This is a genomic window from Streptomyces sp. NPDC051662, assembly GCF_040681655.1.
GTDB lineage: Bacteria > Actinomycetota > Actinomycetes > Streptomycetales > Streptomycetaceae > Streptomyces.
In genome coordinates, this window is the sequence record NZ_JBFAZD010000021.1 from 92790 (window position 1) to 106807 (window position 14018).

13 protein-coding genes are annotated in these 14018 nt (G+C 70.2%); 7 read left to right on the plus strand and 6 right to left on the minus strand.

Annotated features, from left to right (window positions below; genetic code table 11):
• Window positions 1–70 precede the first annotated feature (70 nt).
• The 7 genes from dacB to AB0M67_RS29700 all read left to right on the plus strand — a co-directional run bounded on the left by dacB (window position 71) and on the right by AB0M67_RS29700 (window position 8666).
• Window positions 71–1420 (plus strand): D-alanyl-D-alanine carboxypeptidase/D-alanyl-D-alanine-endopeptidase, encoded by a 1350-nt coding sequence (dacB, locus tag AB0M67_RS29670; protein ID WP_365750525.1) that lies wholly within the window; start codon window positions 71–73, stop codon window positions 1418–1420.
• A gap of 228 nt (window positions 1421–1648) precedes the next feature.
• Window positions 1649–2779 carry a zinc-dependent metalloprotease gene (locus AB0M67_RS29675; protein ID WP_365750409.1) on the plus strand — a complete coding sequence of 377 codons (1131 nt, stop codon included), beginning with the start codon at window positions 1649–1651 and terminating at the stop codon, window positions 2777–2779.
• Window positions 2780–2966: 187 nt separating this feature from the next.
• On the plus strand, window positions 2967–3992 hold the full coding sequence (gene tilS, locus AB0M67_RS29680; RefSeq protein ID WP_365750410.1) for a tRNA lysidine(34) synthetase TilS: 1026 nt from the start codon (window positions 2967–2969) through the stop codon (window positions 3990–3992).
• Window positions 3993–4069: 77 nt separating this feature from the next.
• On the plus strand, window positions 4070–4630 hold the full coding sequence (hpt, locus tag AB0M67_RS29685) for a hypoxanthine phosphoribosyltransferase (RefSeq protein WP_365750411.1): 561 nt from the start codon (window positions 4070–4072) through the stop codon (window positions 4628–4630).
• Between the two features lie 234 nt (window positions 4631–4864).
• Window positions 4865–6892, plus strand: coding sequence for an ATP-dependent zinc metalloprotease FtsH (ftsH, locus tag AB0M67_RS29690; protein WP_365750413.1), 2028 nt, complete (start codon window positions 4865–4867; stop codon window positions 6890–6892).
• Between the two features lie 110 nt (window positions 6893–7002).
• Window positions 7003–7608, plus strand: a complete 606-nt coding sequence (gene folE, locus AB0M67_RS29695; protein WP_365750415.1) for a GTP cyclohydrolase I FolE — start codon at window positions 7003–7005, stop codon at window positions 7606–7608.
• Window positions 7609–7676: 68 nt separating this feature from the next.
• Window positions 7677–8666 carry a hypothetical protein gene (locus tag AB0M67_RS29700; RefSeq protein WP_365750417.1) on the plus strand — a complete coding sequence of 330 codons (990 nt, stop codon included), beginning with the start codon at window positions 7677–7679 and terminating at the stop codon, window positions 8664–8666.
• A 32-nt stretch (window positions 8667–8698) separates the two neighbouring features.
• Here AB0M67_RS29700 and AB0M67_RS29705 read toward each other — a convergent pair whose 3' ends face one another.
• The 6 genes from AB0M67_RS29705 to AB0M67_RS29730 all read right to left on the minus strand — a co-directional run bounded on the left by AB0M67_RS29705 (window position 8699) and on the right by AB0M67_RS29730 (window position 13915).
• A complete protein-coding gene (locus AB0M67_RS29705) occupies window positions 8699–9190 on the minus strand; it encodes a DUF3180 domain-containing protein (RefSeq protein WP_365750419.1) in 492 nt (163 codons plus the stop codon).
• A gap of 61 nt (window positions 9191–9251) precedes the next feature.
• Window positions 9252–9866 (minus strand): 2-amino-4-hydroxy-6-hydroxymethyldihydropteridine diphosphokinase, encoded by a 615-nt coding sequence (gene folK, locus AB0M67_RS29710; protein ID WP_365750421.1) that lies wholly within the window; start codon window positions 9864–9866, stop codon window positions 9252–9254.
• Window positions 9863–10222, minus strand: coding sequence for a dihydroneopterin aldolase (gene folB / locus AB0M67_RS29715; RefSeq protein ID WP_030354471.1), 360 nt, complete (start codon window positions 10220–10222; stop codon window positions 9863–9865). The genes folK and folB overlap by 4 nt, the downstream gene beginning before the upstream one ends.
• A 189-nt stretch (window positions 10223–10411) precedes the next feature.
• Window positions 10412–10870 carry a nuclear transport factor 2 family protein gene (locus tag AB0M67_RS29720; RefSeq protein ID WP_365750423.1) on the minus strand — a complete coding sequence of 153 codons (459 nt, stop codon included), beginning with the start codon at window positions 10868–10870 and terminating at the stop codon, window positions 10412–10414.
• A complete protein-coding gene (gene folP / locus AB0M67_RS29725) occupies window positions 10867–11727 on the minus strand; it encodes a dihydropteroate synthase (protein WP_365750425.1) in 861 nt (286 codons plus the stop codon). Before folP ends, AB0M67_RS29720 begins: the two co-directional genes overlap by 4 nt.
• A gap of 271 nt (window positions 11728–11998) precedes the next feature.
• Window positions 11999–13915, minus strand: a complete 1917-nt coding sequence (locus tag AB0M67_RS29730) for a phosphatidylglycerol lysyltransferase domain-containing protein (protein ID WP_365750427.1) — start codon at window positions 13913–13915, stop codon at window positions 11999–12001.
• Window positions 13916–14018 lie beyond the last annotated feature (103 nt).

A 14018-nucleotide genomic window follows, 5' to 3' on the forward strand; every position in this document is an offset into this window, starting at 1 on the left:
CGAAAGGGGCTGGTCAACCGTGGTCGAGCCGAAAGTGTGGCAGCTCACGGCGGGTTCCGTCGTGGTCGGCATGGCGCTCGCCGCCGCGGCGGTGGCCGCGGCCGGCCCCTGGGACTCCGGTCAGCGTAAGGCCGAGCGCGAGTGGGCGGTCGCGCAGAGCCGTACGGGTGGCGCACATCACGACCCGTCCGCCCCCCGTACGCCCGCGCCCGCCCCCAGCGCCGCCGGCGTGCTCTCCGCGCTTTCCGCACCCGGTACCGAGCCCCCGAATGCCGGAGCCGTTTCCGTGGATCTCAGGAAGAAGCTCGGACCGCTCCTCGACGACCCCGCGCTCGGTGAGGCCCGCTCGGCCTCCGTCGTCGACGCCACGACCGGTGAACCGCTGTACGGGAAGGCGGCCGGCACCCCGATGACCCCGGCCTCCACGGTCAAGATCGCGACGGTGGCCGCCGCGCTCTCCGCGCTCGGTCCCGACCACCGCATCGCCACCACGGTGACCTCCACCGCCGACGCCCGGCGGATCACCCTGGTCGGCGGCGGTGACGCCACCCTCGGCAGGGCCGGGCTCAGCGCCCTCGCCGACGACACCGCCCGTGCGCTGCGCGACCGGGGCATCACCAAGGTCGAGCTGCGCTACGACACCTCCCTCTACTCCGGCCGCCGGGAGCACCCGATCGGCCCCAACGACAACATCGCCCCCGTCGTCGCCCTGATGGCCGATCAGGGCCGGCTCGACACATCCCGCAGCGGACCCGCCCCCCGCAGCGGCAATCCGGCGGGCGACGCCGCCCGGGTCTTCGCCGCACTGCTGCGCGAGCGCGGCGTCCGTACCTCCGCGGCGCCCGAGCCCGGCAAGACCCCCAAGGGCTCGAAGACCGTCGCCAGGACCTACTCCCGCCCGCTCTCCGATCTCGTCGAACGCGCGCTGACCGACAGCGACAACGACATCGCCGAGTCCCTGGCCCGGCAGACCGCCCTCGCGGCGGGCGAACCCGCCAGCTTCGAGGGCGCGGGCCGCGCCGTCGGCGCCGAGCTCAAGAAGCTCGGACTGCCGGTCAGCGGCGCGCGCTTCGCCGACGGCAGCGGCCTCAACCGCCAGGACAGGGTCAGCGCCACCCTGCTCACCGCGCTGCTGGCCCGCGCGGCGGACCCCGCACGCCCGGAGCTGCGCCCCGTACTCACGGGACTGCCGGTCGCCGGGTTCAACGGCACCCTCCGGAGCCGGTACGCGGACGCCGGGCCCGCCGCCGGACTCGTCCGCGCCAAGACCGGCACGCTCACCGGCGTGAACGCCCTGGCGGGCACGGTCGTCGACGCCCGGGGCCGGCTGCTGGCCTTCGCCTTCATGGCGGGCGCCACCCCCGCCCCCGACACCGCCCAGAAGGCCCTGGACCGGCTCTCCGCGGCCCTGGTCCCGTAAAGCAGGCGGCCTCCTCCCGTAAAGCAGGCGGCCTCCTCCCATGAACAGGCGGCCTCCTCCCATAAACAGACGGGCTCCTCGCGTGAACAGGCGCCCGCGCGTCGGCCCTCCGCCGGCCCGCTTCGGCCCCTCCCCGACCGTCTCCGGCGCCCCTGAGGGGACCCGTAGGGGAAGAACCGGGCCACCCACACCCCACCGCACCCCGGGCCGAGCACGTACGGTTGACGCATGACGAGCATCGGTGGTGCCCAGATGGTCGACTGGAATCTCGCGGTGGCGACCGCGACCCGCCTCGTGCGGCCGGGACCGGAAGTGACCCGCGACGAGGCGCGAGAGATCGTCGCCGAGCTGCGGCGGCACGCGAAGTCCTCGGAGGAGCACGTCCGCGCGTACACGCGCATGGTTCCCGACGGCCATGAGCCGCCCGACACCCCGGTCCTGGTCGTGGACCGGGCCGGCTGGGTCAAGGCGAACGTGGCCGGATTCCGTGAGCTGCTCAAGCCCCTCCTGTCGAAGATGCAGGAACGCCGCCCCGGCGGTCCCGGCGGCGCCGTGCTCGGCGCGGTCGGCGGCAAGGTGACCGGCGTGGAGCTGGGCATGCTGCTGTCCTTCATGTCGTCCCGTGTCCTCGGCCAGTACGAGACGTTTGCCCCCGCCACCCGCGATCTCCCCGCCGCCGCGAACGGCGGCGGCCGACTGCTGCTCGTGGCCCCCAACATCGTCCACGTCGAACGCGAACTGGACGTCCAGCCGCACGACTTCAGGCTCTGGGTCGCCCTCCACGAGGAGACCCACCGCACCCAGTTCACCGGCGTGCCCTGGCTGCGCGACCACCTCCAGGGCGAGATCCAGTCATTCCTCGACCAGACCGAGGTCGACCCGATGACCCTCGTCGAACGGCTCCGCGAGGCCGCGCAGTCGCTCGCCGGCGGTCGCCCGGAAGGCGAGGACAATGACGACGGCCGCAGCATCGTCGAGCTGGTGCAGACCCCCGGTCAGCGCGAGATCCTCGGCCGGCTCACCGCCGTGATGTCCCTGCTCGAAGGGCACGCCGACTATGTGATGGACGGCGTGGGACCGGCCGTCGTGCCGTCGGTCGCCGAGATCCGCGAGAAGTTCCAGCAGCGCAGGGCCCGGGGCGCGGGCCGCCTCGACCAGGCGCTGCGCAAACTGCTCGGCCTCGACGCCAAACTGCGCCAGTACCGGGACGGGGAGCGGTTCGTACGGGCCGTGGTCGAGGAGACCGGCATGGACGGCTTCAACCGGGTCTGGACCTCGCCGAACACCCTCCCCACGAAGGCTGAGATCGCTAAACCGGCGGACTGGATCGCACGGGTGCACCGCAAGGCGGACTCCTGAGACGGGCGCGGCCCACGGCAGAAGTACGCCTCAGGTATCACCCATCCGAGGGACCGTGGGTGAGGGATAGGCGTGCAATGCTCGGGTAATGGCTCGGTTCTGTCACCATCGACGCACTCTGAGTGACGCTCTCCGTCCTTACTCCGACCGAGGCACCCCCCAAATAACATCACGAAGGGCACCGGATATGGGTCCCCATCCTGCGGTCGCGGCGATACGCCTGGCGGTCCGCCGCGTACTCCACGACGTCCTCACCGACCGGCCGGACAACTTCTCCGCCGTCTCCGTCCCCGCCGGCGAGCCGCCTCTCGTGCTCGTCGCCTGCTCCGGCGGCGCCGACTCCATGGCGCTCGCCTCCGCCCTCGCCTTCGAGGCCCCCAAGCTCTCCGTCCGCGCCGGAGCCGTCACCGTCGACCACGGCCTCCAGGCCGGTTCCGCCCTCCGCGCCGCCGAAGTCGTCACCCGACTCCGCGCCATGCGCCTGGATCCCGTCGAATCCGTCGCCGTGACCGTCGGCCGGGAGGGCGGGCCTGAGGCCGCCGCGCGCGACGCCCGCTACGCCGCACTCGACGCCGCCGCGGAGCGCCACCGCGCCGCCGCCGTCCTGCTCGGCCACACCCGCGACGACCAGGCCGAGACCGTGCTGCTCGGGCTCGCCCGCGGCTCAGGCACCCGCTCGCTGTCCGGGATGGCCGCCGTCTCGGGGGCGGCCGGCCGCTACCGGCGCCCCTTCCTCCAGCTCGACCGGCAGACCGCGCGCAAGGCCTGTCTGGTCCAGTCGATCCCCGTCTGGGACGACCCGCACAACACCGACCCCGCGTACACCCGTTCACGACTGCGCCACGAAGGGCTGCCGGCCCTGGAGAAGGCGCTCGGCAAGGGCGTCGTCGAGGCCCTTGCCCGTACGGCACAGCTCTCCCGCGACGACGCCGACGCCCTGGACACCTGGGCCGCCACCGTCGAGGAGTCCGTACGGGACGATTCCGGGCAATTGCAGTGCGCCAAGCTGTACGTCCTCCCGGCCGCCGTCCGCCGTCGCGTGCTGCGCCGGGCGGTCATCGCCGCGGGCGCCCCCGCGGGTTCGCTGTTCGCCCGTCACATCGAAGAGGTCGACCGCCTGATCACCGGCTGGCGCGGCCAGGGAGCCATCAACCTGCCCGGCCGCGTGGAGGCCCGGAGGCAGGGTGGCAGACTGGTCATCCGGCAGGGCTGAAGCGCTGATGCACTTACGGCTGTGTCTCCCGGGCCGCCAGTGCCTTGGCCCCGGACCCATGGCCGACGACGAAAGTGATGCGGGTGGACGACAAGGACATGGGCAGCGACCTCCAGTCGGTGCTCATTACCAAGGAAGAGATCGACGCGAAGCTGGCCGAACTGGCCGCGAAGATCGACGCGGAGTACGCGGGCAAGGACCTGCTTCTCGTCGGAGTCCTCAAGGGCGCCGTGATGGTCATGGCGGACCTGGCGCGGGCGCTGTCCACCCCCGTGACGATGGACTGGATGGCCGTCTCCTCGTACGGGGCGGGCACGCAGTCCTCCGGTGTGGTCCGGATCCTCAAGGATCTGGACACCGACATCAAGGGCAAGCACGTACTGATCGTCGAGGACATCATCGACTCGGGTCTGACCCTGTCGTGGCTGCTCTCCAACCTCGGTTCGAGGGAGCCGGCCTCGCTCGAAGTCTGCACCCTGCTCCGTAAGCCGGATGCCGCAAAGGTCGCGATCGACGTCAAATGGATCGGCTTTGACATTCCCAATGAGTTTGTCGTGGGATATGGCCTGGATTACTCGGAAAAGTACCGCAACATGCCTTTCGTCGGGACGCTCGCTCCACATGTGTACGGCGGTTAGAGCGCACCTCGGCGCACCTGAGCGCTCCGAAGAGCGGCGAAGTTCCAGGGAAAGGCTTCGCCGCGGCCGGGAACCCCAGACCCCCTCGCGCCGTTGGAGCATGGGAAGACGGGTTTGCCAGCCGTCCCGTGCGGTCGCGGGCCACAATGCTGGGGTACCGTCCGAAGAACAGTCTTTTCTCACAGCAGCATTTACCTACGGGCAGGAGGGACGGGGCGACTTCGCTCCGTATGGATGGACGTGAAGCGATACTTCCGTGGGCCGGTCATGTGGATCGTGCTGGCCGTCCTCGCCGTGGTCGTGTTGATGCAGGTCGTCGGCTCGTCGGGCGGCTACAAGACAGTGGACACCGGTCAGGTCGTCCAGGCGATCGACAAGAACCAGGCCGAGCAGGTCAGACTGACCACCGGCGACGAACAGATCATCAAGGTCGACCTCAAAAACGGCCAGAAGATCAACGGCAGCGACAAGATCCAGGCGAGCTATATCGGCAGCCAGGGCGCGACGCTGGCCAAGACGCTCCAGACCAAGTTCCAGAACGGCGACATCAGCAAGGGCTATACGGTCTCGCCGTCGAAGCAGAGCCCGTTCGTCTCGGTGCTGCTCTCGCTGCTTCCCTTTGTCCTGATCGTCGTGGTCTTCCTGTTCCTGATGAATCAGATGCAGGGCGGCGGCTCCCGTGTCATGCAGTTCGGGAAGTCCAAGGCCAAGCTGATCACCAAGGACACCCCGAAGACGACCTTCGCCGATGTGGCCGGGTCCGACGAGGCGGTCGAGGAGCTCCACGAGATCAAGGAGTTCCTCCAGGAGCCGGCGAAGTTCCAGGCCGTCGGCGCCAAGATCCCGAAGGGCGTGCTGCTCTACGGCCCGCCCGGTACGGGCAAGACGCTGCTCGCCCGCGCGGTCGCGGGCGAGGCCGGGGTGCCGTTCTACTCGATCTCCGGTTCCGACTTCGTCGAGATGTTCGTCGGTGTCGGCGCCTCGCGTGTGCGTGACCTCTTCGAGCAGGCCAAGGCGAACGCCCCGGCGATCGTCTTCGTTGACGAGATCGACGCCGTCGGCCGGCACCGCGGTGCGGGTCTCGGCGGTGGCCACGACGAGCGCGAGCAGACGCTGAACCAGCTGCTCGTGGAGATGGACGGCTTCGACGTGAAGGGCGGCGTCATCCTGATCGCCGCCACGAACCGGCCCGACATCCTCGACCCGGCGCTGCTGCGCCCGGGCCGCTTCGACCGGCAGATCGCCGTCGACCGCCCGGACATGCAGGGCCGGCTGGAGATCCTGAAGGTCCACCAGAAGGGCAAGCCGGTCGCCCCGGACGTCGATCTGGGCGCTGTCGCCCGTCGTACGCCCGGCTTCACCGGCGCGGATCTGGCGAACGTGCTGAACGAAGCGGCGCTCCTGACGGCGCGCAGCGACAAGAAGCTGGTCGACAACCACTCCCTGGACGAGGCGATCGACCGCGTCGTGGCGGGCCCGCAGAAGCGGACCCGGATCATGTCCGAGAAGGAAAAGAAGATCACCGCGTACCACGAGGGCGGTCACGCCTTGGTCGCCGCGGCGTCTCCGAACTCCGACCCGGTGCACAAGATCACGATCCTGTCGCGCGGCCGGGCCCTGGGCTACACCATGGTCCTGCCCGACGAGGACAAGTACTCGACCACGCGCAACGAGATGCTGGACCAGCTCGCCTACATGATGGGCGGGCGCGCGGCCGAGGAACTGGTCTTCCACGACCCGACGACGGGCGCGGCCAACGACATCGAGAAGGCCACGGCCACGGCTCGGGCGATGGTCACGCAGTACGGCATGACCGAGCGGCTCGGCGCGATCAAGTTCGGCGGCGACAACACCGAACCGTTCCTCGGCCGGGAGATGGCGCATCAGCGCGATTACTCGGAAGAGGTCGCGGCGCTGGTCGACGAAGAGGTCAAGAAGCTCATCGAGACCGCGCACAACGAGGCGTGGGAGATTCTCGTCGAGAACCGCGACGTCCTCGACAATCTGGTCCTGGCGCTCCTGGAGAAGGAGACGCTGAACAAGGAACAGATCGCCGAGATCTTCTCGACCATCGTGAAGCGCCCGTCCCGTCCGGCGTGGACCGGCTCCTCGCGTCGTACCCCCTCGACGCGTCCGCCGGTGCTCTCGCCCAAGGAACTGGCGCTGACCAATGGCGCCTCCGGTTCGAACGGCGGGATGCCCGCGGTGACGAGCGGCGAGACGCCCAACGAGGCGGTCCCCGAGGAGCGCCCCGAGAGCTGATCCCGGCGCCTCACCTGGCCCGGAATGGATGCCGCGCCCCCCAGGTTTTAGCCTGTGGGGGCGCGGCATTCGTTTGCCCGCCCACAGAACGGCACAGGAACGAGGCACACATGACCGACCCGGTGATGCTGGACGGGGAGAACCCCATCCGCGAATTCGATGAGAAGCGGGCCGAGAATGCGGTGCGCGAGCTGCTGATCGCGGTGGGGGAGGACCCGGACCGGGAGGGCCTACGGGCGACTCCCGGCCGGGTGGCGCGGGCGTACAGGGAGATATTCGCAGGGCTCTGGCAGACGCCCGAAGAGGTGCTGACCACGACGTTCGATCTCGGCCACGATGAAATGATCATGGTGAAGGACATCGAAGTCACCAGTACCTGTGAGCATCATCTGGTCCCGTTCGTCGGGGTGGCCCATGTCGGCTATATCCCGTCGCCCGACGGGAAGATCACCGGGCTCTCGAAGCTCGCCAGACTGGTGGATGTCTTCGCCCGGCGGCCTCAGGTCCAGGAGCGGCTGACGACGCAGATCGCCGAGTCCGTGATGCGGATCCTTGAGCCGCGAGGGGTGATCGTGGTCATCGAGTGTGAGCACATGTGCATGACCATGCGAGGCGTACGGAAGCCGGGTGCGAAGACGATCACGTCGGCGGTGCGCGGGCAGCTGCGGGACTCGACCACGCGCGCCGAGGCGATGAGTCTGATACTGGCGCGATAGGGCCGATTGTCAGTGGTGCCCGATAGCGTCCTTGATCGACGGAAATCTACGCTGATCAAGGGGGCGCGATGGGGTACGGACTGCCGAGCAAGCAGACGGTGAACGCGGTCGGCGGGCGGGAGCAGGCGCGGAACGTACGGGTCGGAGCCAGACTCTGGGCCCTGGACGGGACACGCACGGTCCAGACGACCGTGACCGGGGTGGTGGCCGTCAAGGCTCGGCAGGTAGTCGAGGTCACCACCGAACACTCGACCTTCACCACCGCGCCGGATCAGTTGCTGAGAAGTCCCGACGGCTGGGTCCACGCCAGAGACGCCGGCGGAACGGTGCTCGCCTGGACGCATGCCCGGAAGCTCCGCCGTGAGCGACTCACGATCCGGCCGGGCTACGACCTCGGCTATGTGATCGGTGCGACGTGCTCGGACGGCACGGTCGGCACGAACTACGTGTCGTTGGTGGTCAACGACGAAGCGTTCGCGACGAAGTTCGCGGAGTGCCTGACCGACGCGGTCGGCCTGACCGCCCGGCTCGAACCTGTCACGCGCCCCTCCGGCTATCTGAAGCGCGAGGTGCCGGGGTTCCGCGTCCGCGCGGTGTCCTCATATCTGGCGGACTTGATGCGGCAGTACGTGGGCGGCGACGCCCATCACATGCGGCAGCAGTTCCCTCGCGTGGTGCTGCGCGACAGGAGGATGTTCGAGGGCTTTCTCGACGGCTACGCGGACGGAGACGGGTTTCGGCTCAAGCGCTGGCCCGCACGAGTCCTGGTCAGTGCGAACGTGCCCTTTCTCGCGACGCTCGCACGGATCGTCGGAGCGAGGTTCACACCTCGGGCCGATGGGACGGCGGCGCGTCTCGTCGTCGCCGACAGCTGGCCGTCACGCGGCACCTTCAGACCTGAGCAGCACCGTCTGGAACTCGTCGAGTCGACGTGGAGCGAGGTGCGCTGCGTACGGGTACGGATCGCCGGGGACAAGCCGTTCACGCTGTACACGTTCACGCTGGAACCGTGCGCCAGGTTTCTGGTGAACGGGCATCTGGCCCGGCAGCCCTGGTGACCGCTGAGCGGAGCCGTCGGGGGCGTGTCCGTTCAGGCGGTGGGGCCCGCCGGGGCTGTGCCGTTCTTGTCGTGGTCTTCCGGGAGTTTGCAGACCCGCTCCAGGAAGAACGCCGCGACGATCACCGCGATGCCCGCCAGCACGGAGAAGGCCGCGTAGATCGCCTGGTCGCGGCGGGCGGGGATGTCGAGGGAGCCGAGCAGGAAGACGCCCGTGCCGCCGTACATGCCGGAGACGAGGGCCGCGACCAGGGCGCTGGCCTGGCCGAAGACGACCGCGCGGGCAGCCATCAGTGGGTTCACGCCCTGCGCGCCGGGGCGGCGTTCCCGCTGGGCCTTCAGCCGCGCGCGCAGTGAGAGGGCCGTCGCTGCCAGGACCACGGCGATCACCGCGAGCACGATCGGCGCCGCGAGGGGGACGCTCGGCAGCGTGCCGAAGGAGTCCCACAGGCGGGCGGCGCCCCAGGAGAGCACGCCCGCCACCACGAACAGGCCGGCGAGGACGCCGATCCGCAACTGCTTCACCGAGAAAGCCCTTCGCCTCGCTGTACCGATCCTCGCCGTACCGACCCGCTGAGCCTAACCACTACTCGGGCAGGCGGAGTTCCAGATCGGTCCGGGTCTGGACACCGCCGCGGTCGACGTCCGCCAGCAGATCGGCGACCGGGCCACGGCCGGGGACCTGTGCTTCCGGCTCCACGTCGTGCCAGGGGGCGAGGACGAAGGCGCGCTCGTGGGCCCTGGGGTGGGGAAGGGTGAGCAGCGGGTCGTCCGAGACGACGTCCGCGTACGCCACGATGTCCACATCGATGGTGCGCGCCCCCCAGCGCTCCTCGCGGACCCGGTCGAAGGCCTCCTCGATGGCCTGGCCGCGCTCCAGCAGTGACGACGGCGGCAGCGTTGTCTTGATCACGACGACCGCGTTGAAGTAGGACGGCTGGGAGCCGGGCTCGACGCCCCAGGGCTCGGTCTCGTACACCGGCGAGACCGCCTTGACCCGCAGTCCCGGGGTGTCCTCCAGGGCGTCGATGGCGCCCTGGATCGTCTCCAGGCGGTTGCCGAGATTGGAGCCGAGGGAGACCACGGCGCGTTTCGGATTGGACAGCGTGGTGTCGGCGGCGTCGACCTGGGCGACCACGGAGGCGGGCACCGGCTGTACGGTCGGGTCGCCCTGGGGACCGTTGGCGGAAAACACACTCATACTCGGCTCCGGGTGATGGTGATGGTCACATCGTCGAAGGGGACGGTGATCGGGGCGTCCGGTTTGTGTACGACCACCTCGACCTCCTGGACGCCGTCGTGTTTCAGGCACTGCTGGGCGATCCGTTCCGCCAGCGTCTCGATCAGGTCGACCGGCTCTCCCTGAACGACCTCCACGACCTCTTCGGCCACGATGCCGTAGTGCACGGTCTTCGCCAGGTCGTCGTCGGCAGCCGCGGGGCGGGTGTCGAGGCCGAGCATCAGGTCCACGATGAAGGTCTGGCCCTCCTCGCGCTCCCGGGGGAAGACGCCATGATGCCCGCGGGCCTTGAGGCCGCGCAGCGCGACACGATCCACGCGAATCACTCCTGCTGTCGTTGGTCGTCGGGGCACCCGGCCGGGTGCGGGCGGCTGGGTCCCCACATTTGAATCTACCCGCGGGCACGGACAGTGCTCTCGTGCGGGGGTGAGGGACAGGTGTGGGGTTTGCCCGGTGGCCGCCCCTGCCCGGACCCGCCGACCGGTCCGCAGGAGCTGCCTACCCACTCACGCGGGTGTCTCGTCGTCCGTTTCCTCATCGGTCTCGGCCAGAACCGGTGAGCCATGATGTGACCAGATTTTCCACCCTTCGGGTGTGCGGCGGAAGACGTTGGTGGCGACGACCAGCTGGCCGACGAGCGGTCCGAGCTCTCCGCTCTCCTCGGCCGGGCCGCCGCTGAGGATGTTCTCCGTGCAGGTCACCAGCGCCGTGTCGGCGCAGACCGACACCACGACATCGGTCAGGAAGAACTGGATGTACTCGGTGTTCGCCATGATCAGCGCGTACGAGCGGAGCACCTCTCCGCGGCCGGTGAGCACGGGCCAGCCCGGGTGGACGCAGGAGATCCCGTCGTCGTCGCCGTCCAGCCAGAGCGCGGACAGCGCGTCGAAGTCGCCGCGCTCCATGGCCTCGTAGAACGTGGTGTTGGCCACCTCGACCTGTTCGTTGTCCGTACGCGCGGTCACTGGGCTCCCTCGACGGCGCGGGCCACCCGTACCGCGTCGGCGGTGGCCCGTACCTCGTGGACGCGGACCGCCCAGGCGCCCTGGTGGGCGGCGATCGCGGAGACGGCGGCGCTGGCCGCGTCGCGCTCGCGGGCGGGCGGCGGGGAGCCCTCGCCGTCGGCGAGGACATGTCCGAGGAAGCGTTTACGGGAGGCCGCGACCAGAAGCGGCCGGCCCAGGGCGCGCAGCTCGGTGAGGTGGGCGAGGAGCGCGAGGTCGTGCTCGGCCCGTTTGGCGAAGCCGAGGCCGGGATCGATGACGAGCCGTTCGGGGGCGACGCCTCCGGCCACCACCGCGTCCATCCGGGCGCGCAGTTCTGCGACGACCTCCGCGACGACGTCCGTATAGGTGGCGCGGCTGTTCATCCGCTCGCTGAAGCCGCGCCAGTGCATCACCACGAAGGGCACCCCCGCGGCGGCGACCGCGGGCACCATGGCGGGGTCCGCGAGTCCGCCGCTGACGTCGTTGACCAGCGCGGCGCCGGCCGCGACGGCCTGCTCGGCGACGGAGGCGCGCATGGTGTCGACGGAGACGGTGACGCCTTCGGCCGCCAGGCCCCGTACGACGGGGATCACGCGCCTGAGCTCCTCGTCCTCGTCGACGCGGGTGGCGCCGGGCCTGGTCGACTCACCGCCGACGTCCACCAGGTCCGCGCCCTCGGCGACAAGATCGAGGCCGTGCTTGACGGCGGCGGTGGTGTCGAAGTAGCGGCCTCCGTCGGAGAAGGAGTCGGGCGTCACATTGATGACGCCCATCACCGCACAGCGGTCCCACTCCGGCAGCCCCTCGACTGTGCCCCGTCCGCGCAACGTACTCATACGCCCACCCTAGACGAGTAAGTCCGAAGTCCCGTCTGCCCGGGAACGCCTGGCACGCACGCTCGCCGCGTTGCCGAAATGCTCTAGTAGCTCCGCTGCGAGGGCACTCCGGCGCCTTGCGATCGCACACGCCAGACGCCCCCGGGCCCGCCCTCCGGGCGGACGACGCCACTTCGGACTTACTCGTCCAGGGGTCCGCACGAGGGCGGGCGGCCCGGCCGGATCCGTGCGACGGGCGCGGGGCACGTCCTTGGGCGGGCCGGATACACCCTCAGGCGGTACGGACCTCGTGGTCGGGCGGGCCCGCGATGTCGTGGGCGCAGGGGCGGGGGTGCCGGTCGCGGGCGAGGCGGCGCAGGGGGCGGGGCAGCGAGAGGGTGACGAAGCCTTCGGCCCGCATCGCGGCGAGGCCGATCCTGGGCAGTTCGCCGGTGCTGCGGAAAACCACGAAGCGAGGCTCCCAGCGCGGCTGGAACTTGGCGTTGAAGCGGTACAGCGACTCGATCTGGAACCAGCGGGAGAGAAAGACCAGCAGCCTCCGCCAGCCGCGCAGGACCGGTCCCGCGCCCAGCCGTTCGCCGCGCGCGAGCGCCGAGCGGAACATCGCGAAGTTGAGGGAGACCCGTTCCACCCCGAGCGCGGGGGCGGCGTGCAGGGCGGCGACGATCAGCAGTTCGTTCATGCCGGGGTCGGCGGAGCGGTCGCGGCGCATCAGGTCGAGGGACATCCCGTCCGTACCCCACGGGACGAAGTGGAGTACGGCCTTCAGGTCGCCGTACGGGCCGGTCGTGTCCTCGCCCGGCCTGTGGGCCGTGGCGATCACGGATTCGCCGTCCGCGGGGTCGCCGATCCGGCCGAGGGCCATGGAGAAGCCGCGTTCCGTGTCGGTGCCGCGCCAGTCGGCGGCGGCGCCGCGGATCCTGGCCAGCTCGCCGTCGGAGAGATCACGGACGCGCCGTACCCGCGTTTCGTAGCCGGCGCGCTCGATGCGCCTCACCATCTGGCGTACGTTCCGCATGGCGCGTCCGTGCAGGGAGAAATCCGGCACGTCCACCACCGCCTCGTCGCCCAGCTCCAGCGCGTCGAGTCCGGTCTCGCGGGTCCAGACCTCGCCGCCCGTCTCGCCGCAGCCCATGACGGCGGGGGTCCAGGAGTGGGCCTTGGCCTCGTCCATGAAGCGTTCGATGGCGCCGGGCCAGGCCTCGACGTCGCCGATCGGGTCGCCGCTGGCGAGCATCACCCCGGAGACGACGCGGTAGCAGACGGCGGCCTTGCCGCTGGGGGAGAAGACCACGCCCTTGTCGCGGCGCAGGGCGAAGTGGCCGAGGGAGTCACGGCCGCCGTGCTGGGCGAGCAGGGCGCGCAGCCGCCGCTCGTCGTCCTCGGTGAGGCGGGCGGCGGGGTGTTCGGGCCGGAAGGCGAGATAGCCGGTGGTGAGGGCGGTGAGCAGGCCGAGCGCGCCGAGGGAGTCGCCGACGGTGCCGCTCACGACGCCGCTGTAGTCGATGGGTCCGTCGAGGCCGAACAGGCCGTACAGCACATGTTCGAGCCGTTCGGCGAGGCTGGGGTTGCCGATGGTCCGGTGCGGATGGACGCTCACGATGATCAGCCCGAGGCCGATGGAGCCCGCGCCCATGAGGAAGAAGTTGGCGAGCGCCTTCCAGCGGCTGCGCGGGTCGGGCAGGGCGGCGAACTCCCGGCGGTGGCGCAGCAGCAGGGCGAGCAGTGCCAGCGGGAGCAGGGTGCCGACGAGCGAGTGCCGGTAGCCGAACTGGGCCACGGCGCCCACCGGCAGCAGGACGACGGCGGCTCGCCAGGCGCGGCGTTTACGGCGTTTCAGACCGTGCGCGAGCAGCAGCAGGAGTACGCCGGCGCTGATGGAGAGCGCGGCGGAGAGGGGGCCGAGCGCCCCCGGCAGCACCTCGGCGAAGGCGTGCATCCGGCTGTGGCGGAAGCGGGGGAAGACGCCGGTGGCGATATCCATCAGCCCGACGAGGGTGCAGGCGGTGCCGACCAGCGCGGGGACGGATTCGGGGCGCGGGCCGCGGAACAGACGGCGGGTCCAGCGGAACAGACGTCGGGTCCGCCGGAACAGACGGCGTGTCAGTGGCTTGGGAGGTATGCCCGTGTTGTGCTGTGACCGACCCGGAACCGATCCTGATTTATCCGCATCCAGAGTCACAGACATCGCTTCCCGTGGTTCCGCGAGAGAGTGTGGTGCCCGTCTCCGCCTCTTCTTCGCGGGCCGGACATTTTGCGACCTCTAGGACGGGGCTTTCGGGGGTCGGGTT